The following is a 26,519-nucleotide window of genomic DNA, read 5'->3' as shown; positions in this document are numbered from 1 at the left end:
CCTTTTTGAATAACCGCCCTCGTGCGGCTCGGAGTTCGTCCGTTCGGGTTTCCGTCCGAAATGTCATTATAGTGCCAAAAACAGTCATCATCTCACCTATAAGATGAAACCGCTCCCACCTATAATGAAAACGTATTCGAACTATTACTACATAGGGGAAGGTGAATTATGAGAACGAACGGGTACAGATTGAATGTGCTCCTCATCGTTTGCTTGCTGGTTTCGCTGCTTCCGTCTTTCGGGGCAACGGCGCAGGCGGCCGAGACCGGAGGCGGCTCCGTGACGAACGAGGTTTATGCGGTGTCGCTGGACGGGAGCAAGAAGCTGAAGGTTGATTATGTGAATTTTAATGTGAACAAACCTTCACAAAAAACGAACTATGTGGCTCTTTACACAAGCGGAGCCGAAGTGAATTACGGATACGTGAACCATGAACTGGCGGCGCAAGCCGGTAAAGTATTCGTAAAATACGGCAATACGGCTATTTTTGTGAATGCCCAAGGTGACATTATCCGCGCTGTGGGCGGACCGCCATGGGAAGCGGATCAGTATATCGCAATACCGGAAGGCGGATATGCCTTAGTATCCCACGGAACTACTCACAGAGGTCTGCTGTATGACTTCAAAGACGGAACCATCGCCCTAGAGCGAGACGGAGCCCGATTAACCGCAGTCGACTTCCTGTCGCAGCCGGTCCTGCAAGTATCGGCCGGATCCGTCACTACCGTTACGACGGCTACATACAACATTCAGGGCAAAGTGCTTAACTACGCATCCGGCATCGGGCTTGCCGTGAAGGTCGGCGACGTCGTCGCGACCGTCCAAGCCGACGGCACGTTCAGCCAGACCGTTACGCTGGCCGAAGGCACCAACAGCATTTCGGTCAAGCTGCTGAAAAATGCGGACGTGCTGCAGGATACGCCGCTGACGATCGTGTACCAGAAGCCGACCGGCGATCTGATCGAGATCGAAGCCCCTCCGGCGGACATTACGATTATCGTCGAAGGCCCGAAGAAGACGATCAACTACGTTGACAAGGATGTAACCGGCATTCCGAATATTATCGCCTTGTTCACGACCGAATACGGATCGAAGATTCAAATTCCGGCCACGAACGTTGCCCTGCAAGTCGACGCCAACGGCAAAGTGACCAAGATGATCAACGCGGCGAACGGCAACAGCACCCCTTCGTGGGTCGGCGGCGAGCTGGACATTCCGCAAGGCGGCTACGTCGTCATGGCTCAAGACAACAGCTACAATACGTACGATATTAAAAAGTATTTGGCTACGAAATTCAAAGTGGGCGACGTCGTCAAGCTGCGCAAAAACGGCAACGTCGTACCCGTATCCGATCTGATGAGCGGTCTGGGCGCCGTACCTCGCATGCAGCTCGACGGCATGACGATGTATACGACAGCCGCTGCGAAAACGACGATCTCCGGCAAAATCACGAACCCGACGGGAGCTTCCGTCAAGATCGGCGATCAAGCCGCAACGTTGCAGGCGGACGGCACGTTCAGCCTGGAGACGGCTCTTGCGGCCGGACCGAACTACATCGATGTCGTGCTGTCGAAGAACGGCTCGGAGCTGGACAGGAAGTCGGTCGTCGTATACAGCAGACCGTCCCTCACTTCCGACAAGCAAGTGATTTTGTGGGTCGACCAGGCAGCGAACGCGAAGAAGCTCCAATCGAGCGAAAGCGTGCTGAACTTTCTGAAGCATGCGAAAGACGCCGGAGTCACGGACATCGCGTTTGACGTCAAAGGCGTGGAAGGCTTCGTCTCTTACAAAAAGAACGACTTGACCAACCGGCCTTACGTCAGCGAAATGACGGCCAACGACCGGAAAGGCTCGAACCCCGATCTCGATTTGCTCGAATTGTTCCTTACCCACGGCCATGCGCTCGGCTTGAAGGTTCATGCCGCGTTCAACGTATTTGCCGAGGGCTCCATCGCGATGAAAGATTATGCGATTATCGATCAGCATCTCGACTGGGAAGAGCGCGTATACCGCGCGGATGACAATGGAGAAATCAAGCGTCTGAGAGAGAGCGCCTACGGCCAACGCGGGCTGAATGACCAATCGAACGGAGCGGTTGTCCTGTTCGTCAACCCGTCTAACGACGAAGTGCGCGACTTCCAGCTGAAAACGTTCGAGGAAGTCATGAAAAACTACGACGTGGACGGCATCATTCTCGACCGGGGCCGCTACGACAATGAATCCGCGGATTTCAGCGATCTTACGAAAGCGAAATTCGCGACGTTCCTCCAGCAGCGCGGCAAAACGTTAACGAACTGGCCGGCGGACATTTTCAAATACACGGACGGCAAACGCGTTGACGGTCCGCTAATCCAGGATTGGTGGGAGTTCCGCTCCGGCACGATCGAGAGCTTCGTGAAAGAAACGCGCGACCTCGTCGACCGCTACACCGCATCGAAGGGGAAAAAGATTCAAACGTCCGCCTATGTCGGAGCGTGGTACGAGTCTTACTATTTGAACGGCGTCCACTGGGGCAGCAAAAATTTCCGCTATGACAGCCGTCTGAAATTCCCTACCGATTCGATCTATACGAACGGATATTACCAGACCGGCTATATCGACCATATGGACTTCCTGATGGTCGGAACTTATTACAGCACGATACCGGAAATTCAGCGCTATATTACGATCGATTCGATCGTGACGAACGGCGAAGTGCCGCTTTACTCGGGTATGGCTTTGGCCGATCTGCAGTCCCCCGAGCTGCAGCGGGAAATTTTCCAGACGGCGATGGGCAGCTCGAACGGACTGATGCTGTTCGACGCATCGCTCGCCAACTGGCCGATCGTGAAAGCTTCCATCCGCGACGAAGCGTATGTGAAAGATTACCAAATCGGCTTAAGCAAGCCCGGCAATCCTTCTTCCTTTATCGAAGCCAACTTCTACAACGTCAGCCGGAATCTCGGCGATTTGACCGTGTATAACGAAGAGTTCGGCACCTCGACCGGCACGAACCGGTTCGGCGTGGAAGTCGTAGCCGACTCGACGGGCAAAGTCGTCAAGATGGTCAATAAATCGCAAGCGATCAACTGGAGCTGGGGATCTCCTCAGGACAACAACAGCGCCATTCCGCAGGGAGGCATGGTCATTTCGGCTCTCGACGAGAACGGCGTGCGCACGAAGCGTCAGCTAATCGCCAATACGTACAATGTCGGCGATGATGTAAGATCGGCAGCCCTTTCGGGCTTCATGAACTACAACGGCAAGACGGTATCTACGGCAACCCCCGAGCTTACGGGGAATGTCAAAGTATTGGGAGCAGGCTCATCCGTGAACGTCCTGTTGAACGAAACGGCCGCAACGATCGACTCTAACGGCGACTTCGCGGGTAAAGTGAATTTGCAGGAAGGCGGCAACACCGTAACGTTCGCCGTGTATGTGGACGGCATGAAGACGAACGAGAAGTCGATTCAGCTGACCTACGATCCGAATGCGGATGCGGAAGCGCCGGCATGGGCAGGCAATGCAGCCTTGACCGCAACGAATGTATCGCAAACCCAGCTTCAATTGACCTGGTCCGGCGCAACCGACAATACGGCGGTAACCGGATACAAGCTTTACCAAGGCGGTCAAGAAATTGCGACCGTAACAGGCAACGTATATGACGTGACCGGCCTCCTGTCGAGTACGTCTTATACGTTCAAAGTAGAAGCCGGCGACGCTTCGGGCAACTGGAGCGCCAACGGTCCTTCCTCGACCGTGACGACAAGAAGCTATTCGTCCGGAACATCCGGTCCGTCCGGAGGAACGACCTCTCCGCAGCAGCCGACGACGAAACCGACCGACACCGGCGTAACGATCTCGGCGACGGCGGTCCAGACGACGGATGAGAACGGCAAGCCGGCGATGAAAGTGACGCTGGACGCGGATACGGTAGCCAAGGCTCTGGCCGCGCTCAAGCAGCAAGGAAGCACGGCGAAGGAAATCGTCGTCGAAGTATCGTCCGCCCAGCCGGTCGCGATCTTGTCGCTTCCGGCATCGGCTCTGGCCGGCGGCGCGATCGACGGTGCAGTGTTCGTTATCAAATCCGGCGGCGTAACCTATTACTTGCCGGCCGATCTGATCGATATCGATGCGCTCGCGAGCGCAATGGGCGTAGCTTCGGGCGACCTCGTTCTGACGGTCACGCTTGAGAAGAAAACCGGAACGGAAGCGGAAGCGATCGCCGACGAAGTGGAAAAGCAAGGCGGCGAAATGATCGGCGACGCTTACGATTTCCGCATTATCGTGCAAGCCGGCGGCAAAACGCTTGCGCTCGACAATTTCGGAAGCCGTTATGTGGAACGCGCGATCTCCTTGACGGGCAATGTACCGGGACGTGCGACTGCGGTCGTGATCGATCCGGCAACCGGTGAAATGACTTTCGTTCCCGCCCGTTTCGCACAAGCGGACGGAGTGACGACCGTCGTCATCAAACGAACCGGGAACAGCACGTATGCGGTTGTCTCGTACGGCAAAGCATTCAAGGACACGCAAGGACATTGGGCCGAAGCCGATATCGGGCTTCTCGCCTCGAAGCTGCTCGTGAAAGGCGTTACCGACAGCGAGTTCGCTCCGGACCAGTCGATTACCCGGGCCGAATTTGCAGCACTGCTCGTTCGTGCGCTCGGTCTTGCGCAGCAAGACGGAAGAGCAACGTTTAACGACGTACGCTCCACCGACTGGTATGCAAGCGATGTGGCTACAGCGTCCAAAGCCGGCTTGATCGATGGCTACGAGGATGGCTCGTTCCGTCCGAATCAAGTGATCAGCCGCGAAGAACTGGCGGTTCTCGCATCCCGTGCGTTCGACTTCTCTTCCTTGAAGTCTGCGGCAGGCGCATCGAATGCGCTGCAACCTTTCGCGGATGCCGATAAGATCAGCGCTTGGGCGCGCAATGCGGCAGCCCGCGCCGTGAGCGAAGGCATCATGAACGGAATCGCCGATTCCGCCTTTGCCCCGAAAGAGCAATCGAGCCGCGCGCAAGCCGTCGTGATGCTGAAACGACTGGCGATCAAGCTCGGATTGATGGATAACAACGAATAAGGTTATTGGATAGTAGCGAAAAAGGATAGCGGATAGCAGCGGAACAGCGAAAGAGGGAGTACGGCCTTTGCCGGCGATACTCCCTCTTTTTTTGCATTCCAGTCCTGCGTATCAAAGGTCGTTCCCCTTGTGGAACGCGGTTGCGGATCTGCGACCGTTGTAGGGGAAGAATGAGTTCCGCTATTGGGCGGCGAGGGAACAATGACTTCCTTTATGGAGGCGTGAAGACGAGTTAATATGTAAAAACGGAACGATTCGTTCCGCTATTTGCCGTCAACAGGCTGTATCGCGTGCTTCCGGACGGGATAGAGGAACTTTTTATTCCGTAAAGCCCCAATTTCGATGCCACGAAGCTCGATAGAGGAACTTTTTGTTCCGCTTCCCGTTGGATACGAACTTCTGGAATCATGCAACGAATGTTTCGTGCCGATTACCCGATAGAAGCGATCCACGCTACGGCATCCGCATCCAGCCCGGGCCAAGGTGCGGCAGAGATCAGTCCCGGCTGCCGTATGGACGGATCGCGGAACTGCGATTGCCGCCGAGCGACGCGACGGTTTGAATCGGGTACGCCGCAGCATTGTGCTTGCCGTCACGCTTTCCTGCCGTTTTTGTCCCCGAGCAGCAGGTTCAGCTTCTCCAGCAAATTGCCGCCGCCGGTCAACGAGATCGTGCCGATCTTCTCGCATATTTTCTCCAGAAACTCCAGCTCCTTCAGCCGGAACAGCGTCTCGTTCTCGTCCATCAGCTTCGCCGTATTCAGCAGACTGCGGGTCGAGGCCGTCTCCTCCCGGCGGGTGATCGTGTTCGCCAGCGCCTTCTTCTCGGCCAGCAGCACCGTGTTCAGAATGTCTTTGATATCCCCAGGCAGAATGATATCCTTCACCCCTGCCGACACGAAATGGACGCCGTACTCCTCGCTCTCCCCGTTCAGCCGCGACAAGACGAACGCTCCGATTTCCTGCTTCATCTTCAGCAGATCGTCCAGCTTCAGCGTCCCTACATATTCGCGCAGGAGCAGCTGCAGCCGGATGTACAGCTGTTCCTCGAACGACTTGAACTCCAAGGCGCGAAGCGGGCTGACGATCTTGTACTGGCAGACGAAATTGAGCCGCAGCGTTACCTTGTCCTCCGTCATCATCTCCTGCCCGGTCATATCCAGCTGCTGCTGACGCAGATCCGCCTTCGCCACCGAGACCGAGACCGGCCCTTTCCAGAATACGTGCTTGCCGGGCGGAAGCTCCCGCTGCCGGACGTGATTATAGAACAGCACGCCGGACTCGTGATTGGCCACCTCGAACGTCTGAATATACGTTCCCAGCTTGGGTACGACAGCCGGATCGATCCCGGCGGGCAGCTCCGGGTTGCGGATATCGACGCGGATGAACGTATGCCGCTTCAGCACGTTCCAGAACGCATAGCTTCCGGCCGGCAGAACGGCGACGAACTTCTCGTCCTCATAGTGCAGCACAATCTCATGGTCTTGAACGTGCACCACTTCCAGCTGCCGCAGCAGCTCCTCGTCGTGCAGGAAAAGACGCAGATCTTTCCCGGCAACCGCGAAAGGCTTCGTAACGGGCAGTACGACTTCCGTCGTCTTCTTCCAAGACCAGAACCGGTAAGTCCCCGGCTGCAAAAGCTTGACATAGCTGCCCTTGCGGAACAGCAAGCCGCGTTCGTCGGTTTGAATCGTAACGGTTTTCAACATGATGAATCCCCCTTCATTTCTGTTATGTATGAGATAGGCTTCTGATCGAGGCCATTTTGAAAGCAGCACATTCGCATTTATGAGATAGCCTTTCTCGGCTCAAAGCTTGGCTTGGCTCTTCGGTCTATGGAACGAAACATCTCTGAACGTTAAAAGTCGAATTGGCGACCTTGCGCAAGGAGTCCTCCTGCGGCGGACAGCGGAATCGCGCTTAAGCGACGGTGCGCTCCGGGCATTGTGCCGGAAAGCTCGGGAAGCGGCCGGCGCGCGTTTGCACGCTGCATCGCCGCTGTCGGACCATTCTGCCCCCGGTCCCTACGTGCAGCGGTCGCCCTTCCCTGCTTCTCCGACCGTCACACCCGCATGCCGTTACGGTATCCGCGGATTGCAAAGCTGTGCTCGCAAGCGTGCTGACAGAGCCACTGAGTACTCCTTGTAAAGGTCTTCTGAGTATAAGGTTTTCGCTCGATTGAAAGTCGAGTGCTCTACCGCTGAGCTAACCGCTTCTCGCGGTTAAGGGATTCGAACCCTTGCAATGGCGGAATTCGCGCAGCAATGGCCGTACAGCATACGGGCGCTAATCGAGCGCCGGTACTGCGGGACCGTTCAGAGGTCCCTGCCCAGGTACGCCACCCTTGCGCCAATCCTTTGTCTGTTGCATTTTTTATTTTCGCCGATCCGGGGCGAAACGAACATGGCGAAAGTATTACGAGCGGGAAATAATGGGCTGCGAGCTTGGAAAAACGTTTGCCGTTTATCGGCGTTCTCGATGGAAAAGCAAATGCGACGGGAGCATTCCGAGGGGCGACTTATTTCAGGGATTACAGTCACTAACGGAGATCACGAAGGTCTGCACCGCACAAAATGCGGCGGAAATTCGAAACATAATCACATTTTGCGCGGCAGCGCCTGCTGGTAAGATGGGGTTAACCCGAAGAACCTTTGTCGGGTCGCTCACGAGCTCGGGAAGGAGGATAGCCGTAATGCTGCTGGAATGCCCGGCTGAACGAATAGGCATCGGGATAAGAGATCGTCAAGGCGATTTCCGTGAGCGTGAAGGACGTTTCCTTCAGGTAGTGCATCGCCTTTTCCATCCGCAGCTGCTGTAAATACGCTTTCGGGGAGCAGCCCCTATGCTCGGTAAACACTCGGGTAAAATGGGAACGCGTCATACCCGCATGGCGAGCTACATCGCGAATGCGGATGCCATTGGAATAGTGGGTATTCATAAATTCGATGCTGTCCTGCAGCCAGGAGGTGTTAGGGGCGTTCTCGTAACCGAGCTGCCGGGACTGCGCAAGCAGTTCGTCGAACAAGCCTACGAGCAGCAGCACAAAATGCAAGCGGTCCGTTTTTTCCTCGGATGCGAACACACGCTCCATGGATTTCATATGCGGAATAAGCCGCGTTTCGTCCCAACCGGTCAAACAAGGCTGCTCCATGGAAAAGCCGATCCGGTTCAGGAGCGGGAGCGACTGCTTCCCTTCAAACGTGATCCATGACGTTCGTGGCGGCGCGTCGGCCTCAGCGTAATAGTATTGATGGAGAATGCCGGGGATCAGGCAGAACATCGTATTTTTGCGCAAAAGCTGCTCGTTGCCTCGATGATCGATGAAATGGAGGGCGCCTTGCTCCAAATAAATAAGGGCGAAAGACGGAATAGCTCGAGATCCGTTCCGGTATTCCGGCTTCGCTATCGCGTATCCGGTACTGGTCGGCCAGATACCCCACATTTTCTCGAGCGGTGTCGGTCTGTGCAGCCAAAGCGCTTTCGTTTCTGTCGGATATTCGATCATAAGCTACCTCCAGGACATCATTCGCAGCAATCCGAAGTTTTTGAAGAGCGCTTTCATTGTAGCATACCGATTCCAAAGGCAATAGAGAGAAGCGCAACATTAACGCTAATGCAACGTCAAGCCTTCTTATTGTGCCCGGTATTGACTCTCGAGCCCATTTCGAGGTACTGCTCCGACTTTGTTCCAGAAGCATGGCAAGAAGGCTGCAAATAACCAAGGGGGATTGGCGCTATGGTCAAACAAAGGATTGCTTCACTAGGTTCGCTAACTTTGTCGATTATGCTAGTCGGCGCGTGCAGCAGCGGGGATGGCGGAAGCCTGACCGCCAATGGCGAGAAATCGATTGAAGCCGGCAGCGCGGAAACGGCTTTGAAGGAACCGGTGCAAATCACGATTTATTATCCATGGAGCGGTTACCCGAGAGAAACGTTCATGGAAACGTACGGCAATTATATAGTGAAAAAATATCCGAATCTATCCATTAACTATATCCAGAGCGGAACCGGTGCTACGATGGATGAATTGATAGCGTCCAAAACGGAGCTCGATTTGATCATGACTACCTCCAACGCTTACCAGAGTTTGCAGGACCGCGGCTTGAACGGGGATATTACAGAGCTGGCCAAGAAGTACAAGTACGATTTTAATAGGCTGGACCCGATTGTATACGAATTGACTAAAGCGTTGGAGCCGGGAAAGATGGCAGGATTGCCTTTTAAAGTGAATGCCCCCGGATTTTTCTACAACAAAGATTTGTTCGACAAGTTCGGCGTGGCTTATGTCAAGGACGGCATGACTTGGGACGAAGTATACGAAACCGCCAAGAAGCTGACGCGCGAGGACGGGGGAATAAAGTATCGGGGGTTTGGCATCCGTACGACCAATTTCATCACCTTTAACCAACTGTCGCTGCCAAGACTGGATGCCGGCTCCAAAGCGGCGTTTTTTACCGCGGAATGGAAAAGCTTTCTTGAGAACTTCATCCGCTTCTCCCAGCTGCCCGGCTTCGCGCCAACGGAGAAAGGTACGGGGATCGGCGGGCCGTCGCTGGATATGTTTGCGAAGGACAGGACGCTCGCTATGCTTGTGCAAATGAACTCGGATTGGCCAAAGGAAGAACAAGGAGTCAAAATGAATTGGGACGCGGTAACGTTCCCGGAGTTCAAGTCGCGTCCGGGTGTCGGCCCGCAGCCTGAAGCCGTCTATTTCGTCATGCCGAGTACGAGCAAAAAGAAGGATGCCGCCTTTTTGGCCATGTCCGCCTTGACCGACGAGGAGCTGCAGTTCCAGGCTGCCAAAAGCGGCGCGGCGCCTGTGCTGAACAATACGAAATGGCGGGAAGTATACGGTTCGCAAGAACCGAATCTCAAGGGAAGGAACGCGGCTGCGCTAGTACCGGTGAAATATGCGGCCACAAATGGGATCAACCAGTACAATGCAATCGCGGAAACGAATATCGCCGGAGCAGTGAACAGCGTCATACTAGGCACGACCGACATGAACTCCGCACTGCGCGAGGCGGAAGAGAAAACGAATAAGACGATCGAAGAGAAGCTTAAGGCGAAGTAACCGTTCATTTCAATATAGAAATTTAAAGGAGTGTTTTCGGATGGAGAATATACAGCTTTCGTATCGATATGAATTTGAGCCAAGCGAGCTGCAAAACATTCGGGACTGCAAGGAAAAGCACGGCTTTGCGATCGTCAAACAAATGTTGTCCCGCCACACTGTAGAGCGGTTAAAGGACGAAGTGCGCCGGGTAATCGGGCCTATGTTTCAAGACGATACCACGTTGTCCATTACCGATCCGTCTTTTATCGAGAAAGGCCCGGTAATGGCCGAACTGCTGGCCTACGAACCGCTCATGCTCCTTGCAGGCTTCCTTAACGGCAATAAGCCGATCACGTTGAATCGAAGCGCGGGCATCTATAAGAAGCCGGGTGCCGCGGGGGATGCGGCGAAGTCGGGAGTACATGCCTGGCATACGGATTGGGACCCGCTCGAGCATCCTTATGGGGCAAATGCCGTATTAAACAACAGCGGCGCCCCTTCGCTCTGGTTTTATTTGACGGGCAGCACCCCGCAGAACGGCGGTCTGGCGATCGTGCCGGATTCTCATACTGACGATTGGTCCGGACCCGTCGGATTTGAATTTACACCGGGACGCAAGTCGTTTTACCCAACCGGGACGGAGCCGGTTCCCTATTGCGGCATGGATGTGCCGGGCATGCTTCCGGTTGTAACCGAACCGGGAGACCTCGTCATATTTGCCGAGCGCACCTATCATGGCGTATATGCTCATCGAGGTGCGGAAGCCCGGTTAAGCTGCGGACTCAGCTTCCGTTCCTCGGCTTGCGAGCTAGGCCCGCGCTGGCCTGTGACCGAATCTGCGCGCCGTTTTATAGAAGCTTGTTCTTCCGAGAGGAGACACCTAGTGGAAGGGTATACCGGTTTTGACGGATCATGGCGTTCGAGCCCGACTTCGCAAGCTTGAGCCAGAAGCTGCACTTCATCTACCTGATAGCCCAGAAAAAGGGACGTCCCGGAAGCGGGGCTCTGACCGTGCGGAGGGAGCGCAGCGAACGAGCACGGCGTCTGCAACTACCGCTGCGATCTGCTTCGTCGATTCTACTCCTCCGGACGGTTCAATCAGGATTTCCATATCCCCCTACGCTCCATAGAACGAAAACCGCGGTCCTTCGGGATCGCGGTTTTTTATTTCTAGGAGACTGTCGGTGAGCGAACCCCTGTTAGCCTCCCATGATCAAGATTCGGACATCCCATGATGGATAAACGAGTTGGGCGAGCTAAATACATGTAGTTAGCGGACACAAATGACCGGTAGAGTTAATTTACACCGATTTCGGTTTTCCAACGGTTATTGATGACCATTAGGAAGGAAAACCAGAAAAAAAACCATGATTTTCGAGTCTGACGGCCATTAATGTCCGTAACCATTGTGAAACTCGTACTGTGGAGCTTTAACGGTCTTTGGCGACCGTATCCAAAGAGCTGGCGATGCTCCTCACTTCGAGCCGCGCAGATTCCGCAAGCCGCATCGGCAAGCCGACCTTTACGGCAGCTCGCGCATTTCCAGATCGTCTACCCATGCCGAACCGTTCACGCCTTGGTCGACTTTGAAATAGACGGCGGCCCGTTTCGTTTGCGGCAGCGCAGTGAAGCTCACTTGCACTTTCGTCCAGTCGCCTCCCCTCGCAGCTTCTGTCCAGTTGTACAAAACGGACACGCCGTTCGTGTCGATTTGCCGGATGCCCAGCGCGACCGAGCCGGCCGTCGAACCGTTCTTCACCCAGCCGGACAACCTATACTGGCGACCCGCCACAACCGGAATTTCTTTGGCCTCGGTCGCATTGATCACGTTCCAGTTGTTGCTCGCGTCCGGATTCAGCTTGGCTGACGCCAATCCGCCGTAGGCCGTCGTCTTATCCCATACGCCCGTTCGCATCAACCAACCGTCCGGACCGTTCGTACCGGCTATCTCGAAGCCGCTGTTGTATACGAGGTTCGTCTCGGCCCGGACCGTAAGCGGCAGCGGAGCATAGCTGCCTCCATTTGCCTTCGGCACCACCGTTACCGTATAGACGCCTTGCGTCACCGTCGCGGGAATCGTAACACTTCCATGGACCGTCTTCGTCTCCCGCCCGACGAGAGTCGCGAAAGCCGCAAGGTCGACCGTCAATCCGTTCGGGACGGTTCGGACCAGCTCCACCGTAAGCGGTTCGGTGGAGCCGTTCGTCAGCTCGACGGCAAACGGATACGTGCCCGCCTTCGCCGCCTCGATCGTAATCGGCGACAGCTTCGCTTGCAAGAGCGGTGTCACCTCAAGCTCTCGGGCGGACGAAACTTGGAACAACGAGCCCTTGTATTCGTAATATACCGATGCCGTGACGTTGTAAGTTCCAGCCGGGACGGCGGGCGGTACCGTGAAATCTGCGGAGGCATTAGCGGTTGCACCGCTTTTGACGGGACCGAACTCCCTCTCGATCGGCTGCAGCCCGAAGGCATCCGGCAAATCGACGCGGAGCCAAGGACGGAGCGTTTTGTCCCCGGTGTTGCGGATTCGGACGCTTACGGCTCCCTGCCCGCCGGGCGTCATAACATCCGGCGGCGGCTGCAAATCGAGGCGGATCGTCGATTGGGCGATCGGCTCCACCCGGTCGTACGCGCCGTTCAGCAGCGCGAGAAGCGCCTGCCTTTTGCCTTCCAGGACGGTGTCGGTTTGCCCGTTAACCCAAGACGTCAGTTTGCTCGTGTCATCCAGCGCTTTGTCCGCCTTGTTCATCACGTCTTTAACGTCCGGAGCTTGCCCGGACAAGGCTTGCCGCACATCGCCCAGCTTAGCGGCGAGCTCGCTTGCTTTTTGCCTCCAATGTTTGCTTTGCAAAAGCGCTACGGCGTCCTGCATCGTGTCGGTCGCAGCCTGGACCTCGGATATAAATGGCGTAATGCGGTATACGAGCGCCTGCTCGGGACCGAGATTCACGTCCAGCTTCGCGTCCCAGCTTTCCCAAGACGACGGCTCGTCGCCGTACAGCAGCCGTACCCGGTTGCCTGCGTTTGCGAGCGGAATTTCCGCTGTCTGCGCCGTTTGCGTCACGTTGATCGCGATCGCATATTGCTCCTGCCCCTTGCTCCAAACTCCCCACTGTACCGCTTCGCCGATCTGTTCGGCCGTCTTGCTCCCTTGTGCCGCCAGCTCCCCGATCAGCGGCAGCTCGTCTTTGAAAGCGGCCAGCCCCGCCCACAGCGCCGAATCTTGCATCCTCCAGCCCGGATCGTTGATGGAGTAATACGCCAGCCCTTTGCTTCCGGCCAGAATCGATTGGTACGCCATATTGCGCACTTGGCCGATCGTCGGCAAGTAGTCCCACGAAGCCGAGCCGGGGAAACGGAACGTCTGCAGCACGCTCCAGACCGGCTTTACCCCGTCCGTATCGAGCACCGCCTTGCGTACGCCCTCCCCGACCGCCGAAATTGGCTGCATATTCGTCCCATTGTACGGGTATACGTCCGTCACGAGTATATCCGTCGCTTGCCCGGTGGAGCGGTACGCATACGGCTCGGACTCGACCATATAGGTCGGATGATCGGGATCGATCGAATGAATTCGTTTGTACGCTTCGAGAATTTCCGACTGGGGAATACCGTTATAGGTCGGCTCGTCCATGATCATCCAGCCCAGCAGGGCGGGATGACTTTTGAACCGGGCAACCATCTGCTCCGTCAGCGCAAAGTTTTCCTTGACCTGCATATTCAAGTACAGTGTCTGAAGCACTTTCAGGCCGTTCGCATGCGCAGCGTCGAGCAGTGTCTGCAGCGTCGCTTCGCTTGCCGTGTTGACGCCTTGGATCGTATTGATACCGATCTGGTTCAAATACGGAAAATCATTCGGGTACGCATGGTAGGCGATAATCGGGAAGAAAGGTTGTCCGCCGACTTGGACGGGACCGTTCTGCGGCAGCATTGTCGGACGGTTCCATCGGTAAAGCTTCCTCTCCTCGCGCGAAATGATTTCTCCGGCTGCGTCTTTCAGCTCCGCCGACAGCACGTACGTCTGCCCGAGCTCCATGACGGAAGGCTGGAACGGAACGTTCCATTCCGCGGCGGCTGCCATGTCGGTTTGCGCGAAGACGACCGCCCCCCCGGCTTCCTTAACGAGCTTAAGGTCCGTTTTCTTTCCCGCGAAGAGGCCGTCCAACGGCTTTAGCACGACATGGATACTGCCTGAGGTTAGTTCCGGATAGTAGTAAGTCTGATTCGGCGTGAGCACGATTTGCTGCGCATCTTTCGTTTTGACGACCGCCGCGTCGTCAAAATACACTTTGCCGGTTCCGTACAGCCGCAAATAAACAACCATGTACTTCGCTCCGGCCGGAGCCTTGACTTCGTAACTCAGCTCATGCCACTGCCCGTCGAGATAGGAAGCGGGACTGCGGTACGAATATCCGTCCAGTGCGGTTTGCGGCGATGGCACCTGCGACGTGTAAAACTCGATCTTGAAGCCGGGCGCGCCGGTTACGCCCATCGCCTTAAACCAGGACGTGATCGCATACGTAGCTTCCTCGTCCACGGGAACCCCTTGCGATATCCATGGATTGTTCGTCGTGTTCGTCTGAATCGAAACTCCGTAGCTGCCGGTCCGAGCCGCCTCCGAAGCGATCTGCACACCGCCGGTCCACGTATTACCGATAGGCACCCACCCGGACGGAACGCCGTTTGCGATCGTTTCGAAACCGCCGTTTACCAGTACATCGCTTGCAGGTAAATCCGCTGAAGCCTTACTCCCTCCAAAACCGAACCACTGGACTACGAGACACACCGAAAGCAGCAAAACGAGCCCCAAGCTGTTGTTGCGCATGCTCATCCGAAACCCTCCCTATCCGAATCGATATGAAAATGATTGCAGGAAAGCGTCCAGCCTTTCAGGCCGGTCGATCATGGTATCCCCTCGGTGAGCTTATCCGGGCCGCGATCCAGGCGCCGATTCGTTCAGCCGGCATTCAGCCACACTACCACCCTCCCTTCCCAAGCTCGTGAGCGATTCGCCAGATGTTTCTTCGGGGGTTAACGCAATCTTAGCAGGAGGTGCCGCTGTGCAAAATGTGATTATGTTTCGAATTTCCGCCCCATTTTGTGCGGTGCCTGTCTAAATCCAGTTTGCTGCACGACGGCCAGAAGCAATGTTAATTCTTGGTACAGAAGGTTCGCAATTCGCTCTGTGCTTAGCGAAATCTTCCTGCAACGTTAAAAAAACTATGACAGCATAATTCGCATACAGAAGTGCGTGCATCGCATGATCAGTAAAGGCTTCCCGCCTTGCCGGCGCTAGCGAGAGCGCGAATCCGTATAATAGCGGAACTGGCGTATGTTATGTACCGAATAGCAGTGTCGACAACAAAATAACGGAAAACCATTCCTCTAATACGCGGTTCACTTTCCACTTTCACCCGAGAGATCGATATAACGGAAGCCTGTACCGCTATATTCAAGAATGAAACGAAATTCGAGACAATAACGGAATCCAGTGCCGCTATACACAGGCAACGTGTTGTCACGCCCACCGAAGCAGCCCCCAGCTTGTTTGCGGATAATGCTGTCGTAGAAAAAAAAGCCTCACTGCAATCGTCCAGCGACGCAGCGGGCTTTCGGTGAACCGCATGCCCCCCTACTGAGGCACCTTACGGCGATACAGATGAAACGTCAGCGGTGCGAACAGGATGACGAGCACGGCGCATCCCGCCAGCGCCCAGACGATGTCGCCGGCCGCGGCGTTGCCGTGCATCAATCCCCGTACGGCCGTCGAAGCCAGGCTGAGCGGATTCAGATCGACGACGCCCCGGAGCCATCCGGGCATCGTGGACGAATCCACGAATACGTTGCTGGTGAACATAAGCGGGTACAGCACCAAATAGCTCGTGCTCGTAAGCGATTCGGTCTTCTTCACCACGACGCCGAGGCAGGCGAATATCCAGCTCGCGCTAAAGGCGAACAGAATGACCGTCAACAAGGCAAGCAAGGCGCCGAGCAAGCCCGCCTCCGGCCGAAAGCCGAGAAGCATCCCGATCCCGACAGTAGCGCTCAATGCGGCCGCATACCGGACGATATCGATCAACAGCGTCCCGATAATAGCCGCCGGTTGCCAGAACGGAAGCGTCTTGAACCGGTTGAATACGCCCTTCGAAATATCCGTGCTGATCGTAACCCCGGTGTATACCGTCATGGTCGTCACCGTGTAGACCAGCATGCCGGGGAGCAAAAACTGCAAATACAGGCCGGTCGAGCCGGAGATGGCTCCGCCGAACAAAAAGGTGAAAATCAATAAAAATAGCGCGGGAAAAACAACCGCATCGATCAGAAACATAAACAGATTGTTCCTTGTACCCTGCACCATTCTCCAGGCAAACGTCATCGTGGCGGACCAGGCGCTCGGACGCTTCGGACGACTGTGAACGGACAACGCTTGCTTCAGCTTCCGCCCGTCGATCGTCCGGGTCATAGAAGTAGCGTTCATAGCGTATCCCCCTCACCGTTCGCTTCTTCGACGGCCGGACGACCGGTCAAAGCCAGGAACACTTCATCCAAGCTGGGCTGCGCGAGCGAGAAACGGTTCGTCGGAATTCCGGCCCGGAATAGCTCGGCCAAAGCGATTGCAGCCAACTCGGGATTCGATACCCGGGCCGACAAAGCGACCGGGTCGGAAGCGAGCTGTACGCCCGCGCCCAGCGTGCGGGATAAAATCCGTTCCGCCTCTCCGCGCTGCTCCGCGTTGTCCAGCCTCACCTGAACACTCCCCGACCCGACCGAAGCTTTCAGCGCCCCGACGGTTCCTTCGGCTATGACTTTGCCGTGATCGATGACGGCTATCCGGTCGGCTAGCTGATCGGCCTCCTCCAAATATTGCGTCGTAAGCAATACGGTCGTACCTTGGGCCACCAGCGTCCGGACAATCTCCCACACTTGATTGCGGCTGCGGGGATCGAGCCCCGTTGTCGGCTCATCCAGAAACAGCAGTTCCGGCGTAACGACCAGACTGGCCGCAATATCCAAGCGGCGCCGCATTCCCCCCGAATACGTGTTGGCCTGACGGTAGGCGGCCTCCGTCAGATCAAACGCTTCAAGCAGCTCATTCGCCCTCGCATTGGCAGTCTTCCAGGCATAACCCATCAAGCGCGCGACCATCACCAGATTATCGCGACCGGAAAGCCCTTCGTCCACCGAAGCGAATTGCCCCGTCAAACTGACCCGGCTTCGAACCGCGTCGGCCTCGCGTACCACGTCATGCCCGAATACCCGCACCGTTCCGGCGTCCGGAACGAGCAGCGTGGACAGGATGCGAACCGTCGTCGTTTTGCCGGCCCCATTGGGCCCGAGCACCGCATATACGCTTCCCCGCTCCACGCCGAGATTTACGCCCTTCAGCACCTCGACCTTCCCGAACGATTTCCTCAACTGCCGCACTTCGATTGCATACTCGCTTGTCGCCATAGTGCCTCCTTGAATAGAGTTGGAGTGCCGTGCCGGATAAGTCCCGGCTCCATTAACCTTGTGACAATTCAAGCTTACAACATTCATGCAAATGAGAAGGTTGACAGCATTTTGCCGCTTCATCCTCAGTTATTCAGCTCCGAGGATTCCACATGTACTTTAAGCTTTTAATGAAATCTTCAGTTTCTGGCGAACGAGAGCAATCATGTGCATGAGAGGAGCTTCTGATCGAAGCCCTCTCGATGAAGTGCATCCGTGCTATAGAGGAGACAACGCGTTGCCTGTATATAGCGGCGCTGTGTTCCGTTATCGTCTCGAATTTCGTTGCACTCCTGAATATAGCGGCACAAGCTTCCGCTATTTTGATCTCTCGGTGGGAAAATGGGGGGTGAACGGCGGAATAGAGGAATGGTTTTCCGTTATTGTGCGGTCTGCGCTGCTTTTCGGGTCCATAACATACGCCAGTTCCGCTATTTGACGGATTGGCGTCTCGCGAACACCGGCCAAGGCGGAAACTCGCACTTCGCTTTAACGCTTTATCGAAGTTACACCTTCAATAAAAAAACAAGCAGGCGCCTCAGCGTCTGCTCGCGAAACTATTTGAACATTTGCAATACTCCCTGCGGCTGCTGATTGGCTTGCGTCAGCATCGCTTGGGCCGCTTGCGCCAAAATGGTATGCTTCGTGTATTCGATCATTTCCTTGGCCATATCCGCATCCCGGATTCTCGACTCCGCGGCGGTGAGCTGCTCGGCGGAATTGCTCAGATTGGAAATCGTATGCTCCAACCGGTTTTGACTGGCCCCCAAACTGCTTCTGCCGGCCGTTACTTTCGCTATGGCCTCATCTGCAACCGCAATGGCTTCCAACGCTTTATCCGCAGGATCCACGGACAATGTCCCGATACCCAAGCTCGCCAAACCGTAATCGCCCAGTTCTACTTTCATCGTCTGGCCGGAATTGGCGCCTATTTGAAACGACAATCGATTGTCCCGCTCCGGTGTCGCCGGAACTTCCGGCGTTCCCGGTATTTCGGGTGTCCCGGGAATTTCCGGCGTTCCCGGTATTTCAGGCGATCCGGGGCTTGCCGGTATGGCCGGGGTTCCGGGCATCCCCGGTATCAAGGAGTTATTGCCCGGATGGAACACCACGGTACCTTGGTGTTGGTTGCCCGGAGACATATTGAACGTGCTGGCATTTGTTATATCGAAAGTGATCCCGTTTACGCTGAACGTGGTGCCGGATGAAATCGTATGAGTCACGATTAGCCCGCTGGGGGTTCGAGTGACGTTAAACCCGACGGGTGCGCCGTTTAGCCAATCTATGTAAAGGTCGTACGCTTCATCGCTATGAATATATTCGTCCGGATTTATACGTACGACGGCCCCGTAAATGCCGATCGGAATGTCTCCGTCCGCTATCGTTTTTCCCATGCCGCCCGTCGTTACGTCAATAGAGGAGCTCGGAGGGATATCCGGAGTACCGGGTACGGCAGGAATGGCCGGTGTCGGCGGTACGGCCGGGATGGTCGGCACAGCCGGTATCGTCGGAGTCGCGGGTATTGGCGGAACTGCCGGAATAGCCGGCTTCGCGGGAATGACGGATAACGATCCGTCCAATAGCTTCATGCCGTTAAATTCGGTCGTGTCCGCGATTTTGTCGATAGATTCCTTTAGTTCGGCCACCTCCTGTTGCAAATAGCTTCTGTCTTGTTCCGTCAACGTTCCATTGGCGGATTGAACGGCCAGCTCTCTTATTCTTTGCAGATTATCGCCGATATTTCCAAGCGCGCCCTCGGCCGTCTGGATCAAGGAGATTCCGTCCTGGGCATTTCGGCTCGCCGCATTCAATCCCCGTATTTGGGCTCTCATTTTTTCCGAGATGGTCAATCCTGCCGCATCGTCCGCCGCGTTAGTGATTCTTAGACCGGAAGACAGCTTCTGCAGCGTCTTCGATACCGACTCATTGTTTCTCGTCGCTTTATATCGGGCATTCATGGCGGGCAAATTATGTTTGATGATCAATCTGCAAACCTCGCTGTCATGTAGTATCAAGTAATTATTAACGAATTGCAGTCCCTTGTAAAGACGAAAAAAGGGCCCCTATCAAGAGGCCCTTCTAATATTCCGCAACACCGTCGCCCCTGTTCGGGTATCACCAAGTACCTCCGACCTTAACGGTCGCATGAACGATGCGATGCCACAGCTCAACGCTCCATACGGAATTCACACTGTATCCGGCAAATACCTGTCGACGCAAAACGAGCCTTTCTTACGCTTACACGCCCTTGATCGCCGCCATCGGCTTGCATTTGGCTACCACATCGGCCAACGACGCTCCGACCACGCTGTCGATAATCTGATCGACGTCCTTGTACGCTTGCGGGCATTCGTCAAGAATAGTCTGCAGCGACCGGTGGTTGACCAGAATCTCCTCATCCGTCCCGACCATCAACGATTGCTCGAATTGATCGACCGTCACAAGCTCCTTCGTCGCTTTGCGCGAGCGGGCTCTTCCCGCGCCATGGCAGATCGAGTAGAAATTTTTCATTCCCTCCTCGCGACCGACCATAATATACGAGGACGTTCCCATAGAGCCGGGAATCAGGGCCGGATGCCCCGTCTCCTTGTAGGCGGCCGTATTTAAATAATGGCCGGGAGGCAGCGCCCGGGTCGCTCCTTTGCGATGGACGAGCATCGGCTGGTTGCGATGAGCTTCCTTTAGCGCATAGTTGTGCATCAAGTCGTACAGCACCGGCATCTCCAGCCCGGCCCCGAACACGTCCCGAAACGCTTCCCGCACCCCGAAGGCGATCATATGCCGGTTGCTGACCGCGAAGTTCAACGCCGAGTACATCAGGTTCAAGTACGTCTGCCCTTCCCGGCTGGCAATCGGAGCGTAGATCAGGTTCCGGTCCGGATTGTCCACGCCCCAACTGTACATCGCGTCCCTCAGCTCGCTTGTGTACGTCTGTCCCAGCTTCGCCCCCCATGCCCGGGAGCCGGAGTGGATCATGACCACCACCTGACCGTCGAACAGTCCCCACCGCGCCGCCAGCTCCGCCCGGCCTTCCTCGATCTCCAAAACCTGAAGCTCGATAAAATGGTTCCCGCCTCCAAGCGTCCCCAATTGTCCGTGCGCATATTTTCGGATCTGGGCCGGCAAATGCTCCAGATAAGCATGCTCAAACCGGAACGTCGACTCTTCCACATGCGTCAGCCATTGCTCCTGCGGGACATATTTCTCAGGCAGACCCTTTAACCCATGCCGAACCACGTTCATGATATCTATATCCGCATAATGCGTATTGGTCCGTTCCTTCGTCGGCACATACTTTTCGATCGCTTCAATCAACGCCCTGCGCACGGCCCGATCCTGAATATCCCGGCGATGCAGCGTCGTCGTATGCACCCGCATCCCGCAACCGATATCCACTCCGACGATGGAAGGGGACACGAACCCGTCCTTCATATTCCACACCGCCGTCGTTCCGATGCAAGTCCCTACTCCCACATGCGCGTCCGGGGTATAGCTCATATACACATGACGGGGAATACGCAGATTGTTGTCCGCCATCTCGTATACTTTCGCACCGAACGTCTGGTACACGTCCGAATTCGCAAATACATGCAGCCGTCCATGCGGCAGCTCCAGCTCGTAATGATTGTTTCCATGCTCCACAGATGAGTACTCCATAGTTGAACCCTCCGATTCGTATTGTTTATGGGTTCTATCTTCGCCGATTCGGGACGGGAGGAACATGGCGCAAGTATGGCGAGCCGGAAAAAACTTTTTTTAATCTTTAAGAAAATACACTGTTACTTTCTCCGCAACTTCAATAAACTGAGAATACAGCCACCGCTTGCAGGCAAACCGAACTATTCCGGAGAAAGAGGTGAACGCGCGGCAACGGATCACGGCAGTCCCCTATCTTCATGACGACAAAACATTCCGGCTCCCGGGCGATTTGTAAGCGACTTCCCATTGCTTGTAAACAAGGAGGGTATGCGAGTGTCCATGAACAGGATGAACAGGATTGTCCCTTTACTGCTTTTCCTCGTTATACTATTGTCCGCATGCAGCAATAGCCGGGTAGCTCCGGCCGCCGGAGGCGATACTGCAGCCGCAAGCAACAGACAACCGGCCGAGCTGAGCGTCTATTTCCCTTACCCGGCGGATTGGCCCGAAGAGGAGTTTATGAAAACGTTCGGTCAGCCGATTATGAGCAAATTCCCCCATGTTACGGTCAAATATATCCCCGGCGGCAAAATCACCGAGCTGCTGGCAGCAGGACAGAAGATCGACATCGTCTTCGCTTCGATCGGAGCGAGTCCGGGCAGTCTGCTGGATTACAGGCTGGAGTACGACATCGGCCCGCTGATCAAGCAAGCCAACTACAACCTGAACCGGCTCGAGCCGACCATGGTGGATACCGCGAGACAATTGGCGGGTGGCGGCATTTACGGTTTGCCCGTCTACACAACCCCCGCAGCCCTATACTACAACAAGGATCTCTTCGATAAATTCGGCGTCCCTTATCCGAAGGACGGCATGACCTGGGACGACTTGTACGAGCTGAGCAAAAGTCTGACCCGCACCGACGGCGGCGTCAACTATACCGGGCTAGGTTCGTCGTACGGCCACTTGGCCATGATGAACCAGCAGTCCATTCCCATCGTGTACACAGACACGAAAAAATCCGCCTACGACACCGATCTGAGGTGGAAAAGCTTCGCGGATAACCTGATCCGCTTTTACAAGCTCCCGGGTTATGCAGCAGTCGATCCAAGCAAAATTTCCGAACCGCACGAACGCAACCGTTTCTTCAAAGACCGCACGGTAGCGATGTTCCTCGGCATTTCCGCTCTGTATACGTCGCAGGAGATCGGCAATATGAACTGGGATCTGGCCTCGTTCCCGGTTCTGAAGGAAATGCCGGACATGGGACCGCAAGCTTATCCGACCTACTTCTACGTCACCTCCATCAGCCAGCACAAGGACCAAGCGTTCGAGGCTATCGCCTACCTGACCAGCGAAGAATACCAGACACGGCAAATCCAGGACGGCAAATTTCTGACCTCCCTGAACGACAAAGAACTGCGCAAATCGTTCGGTAAAAACAACCCGATGTATGCCGGCAAAAACAGCAAGGCTTTACAGCCCGACAAATACGCTCCCGCCGGCTCCGTCAACAAATACAACGGCCCGAACAACGGAGAGTTCGTTACCATCGTCCGCGATGTCGTGTACAACACCAAGGATGTCAATACGGCGCTCCGCGAAGCGGCGGAGAGAGTGAATAAGAAAATCCAGCAAGCGGAAGCCGCCGCCGCGTCAAAGTAAGCGCTTAATCCTTCTGCATCGAAATGGCAAACGGCCCCCGCCGGCGACGTCACGTGCGCCGGCGAGGGCCGTTTGCCAAAATTTCGTCTAGTAATAATGAAATTAGGGTTCGGCAATGCCACAGTGATGCTAAGGATGATGGCTCCTTTATGACTAACCCATTGAAGCTGTGGCCTTAATTTGAAGCAACGTTTCTTAGTCGCGATTTGTTTCGTTACCAGCCCATCCGCTCTTTAAGAGAAGCGATTTGGGCGATATGATGCCGGCCGTGCCAAGCATACCTCTGAGCGGCGACATCGAGAGTCATTGCGCCGTGAGTGGGACTCGTAAATGTTCGTTGATAGTCAGACGGACGCAATGAATTTAGTAACGCTGCAAATCGATAATGAAGGGATTCGAGAAGAATGATCGAGGCTTCAATTGGCGTCTCATAATCGCTTAATTCCGCCCACAAATCTTCTCTATAAGAACCTGCCGTAGGGCTATCCTCGGTCAATGCTCTCTTAAAACGAATAAAGGCATTCATATCGTTATCGGCCATATGGTGAACGACCTGTCGGACAGTCCAACCACCGGGACGATATTCGGTAAGCAGCTGCTCCATAGTCAGGTTTTGCACAGTCAGCCGAACCATTTTCGGCATTTCCGAAATATCCTCAATCCATCTGCTGCGTTGTTCCGGAGTTGGATTCTGAACGGCTTCGAATCGGCCGATCGGATAGCGGAGATGGTCCATTGGCTCACCCTCTTAACGTCGTTTACTTTTACCATACCATGAGGTCGGGCATTTAGCATTACGGGGCCGACTTTCTTATTCTTTCCCATCCAGCAAAGCTTCGACTTTTTCGCTCGCCGCGGGCAGTTCCATCCCTTTTTTCCATACCAGGATGTTGTCTGTCCGTGTGCCGAAGTACAAGGCTGTAATTTCTTTATCGTTGCCATGCTTCTCTTGATATACGTGCTTCTCGAATTCCGCAAGCGTGTAATACATATTGGAGAGTCCGCCATCCATGATGGGCTTTTCTTTGACAACGGGCCGGTAAGGAGTCAAATAAAAATTTCCGTTCTCATCGGAATCGAATCGGACCTCATTGAGATCGTAACCATCCGTGAATTGGACATGATAGGCGATCCGGCCATCGGCCAGCTTGCTTACATCGGTTATCTGGATCACATCCGTAGGAACGGCAGTAATGTTCCAGTGAAACAGACCGACATACCCCAGAACAATAACCGTACAAGATAATGCCGTAATGACGGCTCCTTTCATAAAAGCTTTCGTTTTGGAGCGATTCCAGATGGTGGATATTCCCTTTATGACATTGCCGTCGCTACGATTATTTCCGGCAGCATCTCCCGGTATCTGCAGCTCGCGTAGAATATTTTCTAATTCTTCTCTGCAATTGCCGCACTCCGCAAGATGAGCTTCGACCATTTTCCTGCTCGCCTCACTGCATACGTTATCCACGTACAAAGGCAGCAGATCCTTGATGATATCGCACTGGACTGTGCTCATATCGATTCCTCCTTCAGCGCATTCTGAATGTTTTGTTTGGCGCGGTAAAAGGTAACTCTTGCCCAGCTCTCCGTCTTCTCGAACAGCTGACCGATTTGTGCGAAGGATAGCTCTCCGAACACTCGCAGGGTAAACACTTCCTTGTACGGATCGTTCATACGGTGCAGCGCCTTGTGTATTCGGAAAGCATCCTCCTTATGCAGAATCGCTTCTTCGACATTTTCTTTGCTTACGGGTTCAGAGGCGGGCTCCGGCCCGAGCCGTCTTTGTTTCTCCAGATAAGAAAAATACGTGTTTTTGGCGATTTGGCATAACCAAACGTTAATCTTGCAGTGACCTTTGAACGTCTCGATGCTTTTCAAAGCTTTAAAAAAGGTTTCTTGCGTGATTTCCTCGGCAATGGTCTCATTGCGGCTCAACGCATACACGAATAAGTAGATATCCCGAAAATATTGATTGTAGACATTCTCGAAATTCGTCACTCCCTCACTTCCTCACCTCTATTAGACTGCATACTTTTCATTTCGTTACAACATCATTTTCGAAAACACAAAAAAGAGCCGCAGCGCTGCGCTGTAGCTCGATACATCGTTTATTAAGACTTATCCATTCCTATCAGAATCCGTCAGGTTGCCCAAATAGTAATTCGTAAGCAAGTCGATCTCCGCATCGAAGGCTCCCCAATACAAGGCGTACACACTCCGCTGGCCGGCGAACGTAAATACGCGGTTTATTCCGTTCTGGTTGCGTCTCTCTTCAAATACATCAATACCGCGCTCGCGCAGCGTACTGAATAACCTTTCCATATCAACCCGTATCCTGTTTATGGCACGTTGAACAACGGTTACGTAATGACTCATGATTCCGGGGCCCTTGTCTTTCTCGAAATAGATCTTGTCGCACTCGAATGCCGATAGAACAACCGGAAGTATGACGAGGTTTCGGATCAAATGCATATCTTCCGGAGAAACCGCTACACGCTCATTGACCATACGCGAACACCTCCACATAAACGAACACTTGTTCCCATTATAAACGAACATACGCGAACACGCAACCTTCGATCGTGACAAAATCGCAAGCATACATGCGGTCATTGTAACGGTTTGTCAGCTTGGTGTTATTCTTGTATCATATGGAGCGACGGCATCGATGCCTCGGTTCCTTGGCGAGCCCGTCACGTCGAGTTGATTTTTCGGGTTGGGCCGTATAGAAGCAGCACGTTGGACATCGCCGCCATTCCGGCGCTGCAGTCGATGAGCCATCTGCCCGTATTTGCCGATCCCACACACGCCCCACGGCGCGAGATGGTCGCCCCCCTCAGCAAGGCGGTCGTGGCCGCGGGCGCCAGCGGTATCTTCATCGAGCTCGATCCGGAAGAAGCGGCCCTGGACGCTCGTGGGATCGGCTGGCGCAGGAGTTGGAGAAGCTCGCTCCTTCAGCGGGGAAAATATTCGGTACGGTGGATCCGTGCTGAGCGGTAAACAGGCTCTTGCCGGAGTTCGCCGGGCAAGGCACGATTGCTTACCGCCGTACCTCCGGATTGTCTAAAACGCACTGATGACGGAACAGGTCGGCTTCCAGAGCCGGCCTGTTGCTGAATGAGCGTGCAAGGACCGCATGCCATGAACGGAAATCACGTCAGTCGGCGGTTCGGGCAGGAACGCTGGGTCTTCCGATCGCCTTCGCCATCATCGGCGGCATGCCGGAGAGATTTGCTCCGTTAGTCGACCTTATCGGTTACCTTCCCGGCAATCCCATCCGACATGTACAATGTCCCCGAACTGTGTACATGTTTTTTATTTTTCACATCATTTTCTCATTTTTGTCGGCTACAATGATAAGTAGCTCGTCTGTACTGCTAATGATTTTCATTATCATTTGGATGGGGTGATCGTGTAAGAGGAAGTTCTTTTTTTTGGGTTATTATTGAGAATGAATATTATTGTCATTAATATGGAGAGGGAGATTCAATTGAGAAGGAAGTACATAGCGAATGTCATGTTGCTGTTGTTGACCGTAATTGTAATGGTCGGCTGCGGCAACAACAACGCCGGAAGCGGCGCGAAAAATGCGGCGGCACCGA

Annotated in this window: 16 protein-coding genes; 5 read left to right on the top strand and 11 right to left on the bottom strand. The window is 54.6% G+C overall.

Annotated elements, in window-relative coordinates:
- The first annotated feature begins 168 nt into the window (after nt 1-168).
- Nucleotides 169-5,064, top strand: coding sequence for an S-layer homology domain-containing protein (locus FE784_RS20535; protein ID WP_139604104.1), 4,896 nt, complete (start codon nt 169-171; stop codon nt 5,062-5,064).
- 592 nt (nt 5,065-5,656) lie between these two features.
- Here FE784_RS20535 and FE784_RS20530 read toward each other — a convergent pair.
- A complete protein-coding gene (locus tag FE784_RS20530; protein ID WP_139604103.1) occupies nt 5,657-6,772 on the bottom strand; it encodes a slipin family protein in 1,116 nt (371 codons plus the stop codon).
- 926 nt (nt 6,773-7,698) lie between these two features.
- Complete coding sequence (locus FE784_RS20525; protein WP_139604102.1) at nt 7,699-8,568, bottom strand: helix-turn-helix transcriptional regulator; 870 nt, start codon at nt 8,566-8,568, stop codon at nt 7,699-7,701.
- 231 nt (nt 8,569-8,799) lie between these two features.
- Between FE784_RS20525 and FE784_RS20520 the strand changes: the two genes are divergently transcribed.
- The gene (locus FE784_RS20520) at nt 8,800-10,137 is read left to right on the top strand and encodes an ABC transporter substrate-binding protein (protein WP_139604101.1); all 1,338 of its coding nucleotides are present in this window, start codon (nt 8,800-8,802) and stop codon (nt 10,135-10,137) included.
- A gap of 40 nt (nt 10,138-10,177) precedes the next feature.
- Entirely contained in the window at nt 10,178-11,062 is an 885-nt protein-coding gene (locus FE784_RS20515) for a phytanoyl-CoA dioxygenase family protein (protein WP_139604100.1), read from the top strand.
- Between the two features lie 579 nt (nt 11,063-11,641).
- Here FE784_RS20515 and FE784_RS20510 read toward each other — a convergent pair.
- The 5 genes from FE784_RS20510 to FE784_RS20485 form a co-directional block, all read right to left on the bottom strand.
- Nucleotides 11,642-14,953, bottom strand: a complete 3,312-nt coding sequence (locus FE784_RS20510; RefSeq protein WP_139604099.1) for a carbohydrate binding domain-containing protein — start codon at nt 14,951-14,953, stop codon at nt 11,642-11,644.
- Between the two features lie 801 nt (nt 14,954-15,754).
- Nucleotides 15,755-16,600: an ABC transporter permease gene (locus FE784_RS20505; RefSeq protein WP_139604098.1), complete on the bottom strand. Its 846-nt coding sequence runs from the start codon at nt 16,598-16,600 to the stop codon at nt 15,755-15,757.
- Nucleotides 16,597-17,574, bottom strand: a complete 978-nt coding sequence (locus FE784_RS20500) for an ATP-binding cassette domain-containing protein (protein WP_139604097.1) — start codon at nt 17,572-17,574, stop codon at nt 16,597-16,599. The genes FE784_RS20505 and FE784_RS20500 overlap by 4 nt, the downstream gene beginning before the upstream one ends.
- Before the next feature lie 596 nt (nt 17,575-18,170).
- Nucleotides 18,171-19,598: a flagellin N-terminal helical domain-containing protein gene (locus tag FE784_RS42445; protein ID WP_281287136.1), complete on the bottom strand. Its 1,428-nt coding sequence runs from the start codon at nt 19,596-19,598 to the stop codon at nt 18,171-18,173.
- Nucleotides 19,599-19,851: 253 nt separating this feature from the next.
- Nucleotides 19,852-21,270: an RtcB family protein gene (locus FE784_RS20485; RefSeq protein ID WP_139604096.1), complete on the bottom strand. Its 1,419-nt coding sequence runs from the start codon at nt 21,268-21,270 to the stop codon at nt 19,852-19,854.
- A gap of 321 nt (nt 21,271-21,591) precedes the next feature.
- Here FE784_RS20485 and FE784_RS20480 point away from each other — a divergent pair, with 321 nt between their 5' ends.
- Complete coding sequence (locus FE784_RS20480; RefSeq protein WP_246132113.1) at nt 21,592-22,917, top strand: ABC transporter substrate-binding protein; 1,326 nt, start codon at nt 21,592-21,594, stop codon at nt 22,915-22,917.
- Nucleotides 22,918-23,131: 214 nt separating this feature from the next.
- On the opposite strand, the gene FE784_RS20475 is transcribed toward FE784_RS20480, so the two are convergent.
- The 4 genes from FE784_RS20475 to FE784_RS43125 all read right to left on the bottom strand — a co-directional run bounded on the left by FE784_RS20475 (nt 23,132) and on the right by FE784_RS43125 (nt 25,389).
- A complete protein-coding gene (locus FE784_RS20475; RefSeq protein WP_139604094.1) occupies nt 23,132-23,653 on the bottom strand; it encodes a YfiT family bacillithiol transferase in 522 nt (173 codons plus the stop codon).
- 75 nt (nt 23,654-23,728) lie between these two features.
- Nucleotides 23,729-24,433: a zf-HC2 domain-containing protein gene (locus FE784_RS20470; RefSeq protein ID WP_139604093.1), complete on the bottom strand. Its 705-nt coding sequence runs from the start codon at nt 24,431-24,433 to the stop codon at nt 23,729-23,731.
- A complete protein-coding gene (locus FE784_RS20465; RefSeq protein WP_139604092.1) occupies nt 24,430-24,915 on the bottom strand; it encodes an RNA polymerase sigma factor in 486 nt (161 codons plus the stop codon). Before FE784_RS20465 ends, FE784_RS20470 begins: the two co-directional genes overlap by 4 nt.
- 120 nt (nt 24,916-25,035) lie before the next feature.
- Complete coding sequence (locus FE784_RS43125) at nt 25,036-25,389, bottom strand: YhjD family protein (protein ID WP_484217485.1); 354 nt, start codon at nt 25,387-25,389, stop codon at nt 25,036-25,038.
- 267 nt (nt 25,390-25,656) lie between these two features.
- Between FE784_RS43125 and FE784_RS20455 the strand changes: the two genes are divergently transcribed.
- Nucleotides 25,657-25,917 carry a hypothetical protein gene (locus FE784_RS20455; protein ID WP_246132110.1) on the top strand — a complete coding sequence of 87 codons (261 nt, stop codon included), beginning with the start codon at nt 25,657-25,659 and terminating at the stop codon, nt 25,915-25,917.
- Nucleotides 25,918-26,519: the final 602 nt, after the last annotated feature.

This window comes from Paenibacillus hemerocallicola (assembly GCF_006265175.1).
In the GTDB taxonomy this organism is placed as follows: Bacteria; Bacillota; Bacilli; order Paenibacillales; family NBRC-103111; genus Paenibacillus_AB; species Paenibacillus_AB hemerocallicola.
Note: the sequence above shows the minus strand (reverse complement) of the source record. Positions and strands in the feature narration are given on the sequence as shown.

Bases quoted from the DNA above. Each gene is read 5' to 3' on its own strand.
- FE784_RS20535 (WP_139604104.1), top strand. From the start codon at position 169: ATGAGAACGAACGGGTACAGATTGAATGTGCTCCTCATCGTTTGCTTG.
- FE784_RS20530 (WP_139604103.1), bottom strand. From the start codon at position 6,772: ATGTTGAAAACCGTTACGATTCAAACCGACGAACGCGGCTTGCTGTTC.
- FE784_RS20525 (WP_139604102.1), bottom strand. From the start codon at position 8,568: ATGATCGAATATCCGACAGAAACGAAAGCGCTTTGGCTGCACAGACCG.
- FE784_RS20520 (WP_139604101.1), top strand. From the start codon at position 8,800: ATGGTCAAACAAAGGATTGCTTCACTAGGTTCGCTAACTTTGTCGATT.
- FE784_RS20515 (WP_139604100.1), top strand. From the start codon at position 10,178: ATGGAGAATATACAGCTTTCGTATCGATATGAATTTGAGCCAAGCGAG.
- FE784_RS20510 (WP_139604099.1), bottom strand. From the start codon at position 14,953: ATGAGCATGCGCAACAACAGCTTGGGGCTCGTTTTGCTGCTTTCGGTG.
- FE784_RS20505 (WP_139604098.1), bottom strand. From the start codon at position 16,600: ATGAACGCTACTTCTATGACCCGGACGATCGACGGGCGGAAGCTGAAG.
- FE784_RS20500 (WP_139604097.1), bottom strand. From the start codon at position 17,574: ATGGCGACAAGCGAGTATGCAATCGAAGTGCGGCAGTTGAGGAAATCG.
- FE784_RS20485 (WP_139604096.1), bottom strand. From the start codon at position 21,270: ATGGAGTACTCATCTGTGGAGCATGGAAACAATCATTACGAGCTGGAG.
- FE784_RS20480 (WP_246132113.1), top strand. From the start codon at position 21,592: ATGAACAGGATGAACAGGATTGTCCCTTTACTGCTTTTCCTCGTTATA.
- FE784_RS20475 (WP_139604094.1), bottom strand. From the start codon at position 23,653: ATGGACCATCTCCGCTATCCGATCGGCCGATTCGAAGCCGTTCAGAAT.
- FE784_RS20470 (WP_139604093.1), bottom strand. From the start codon at position 24,433: ATGAGCACAGTCCAGTGCGATATCATCAAGGATCTGCTGCCTTTGTAC.
- FE784_RS43125 (WP_484217485.1), bottom strand. From the start codon at position 25,389: ATGCATTTGATCCGAAACCTCGTCATACTTCCGGTTGTTCTATCGGCA.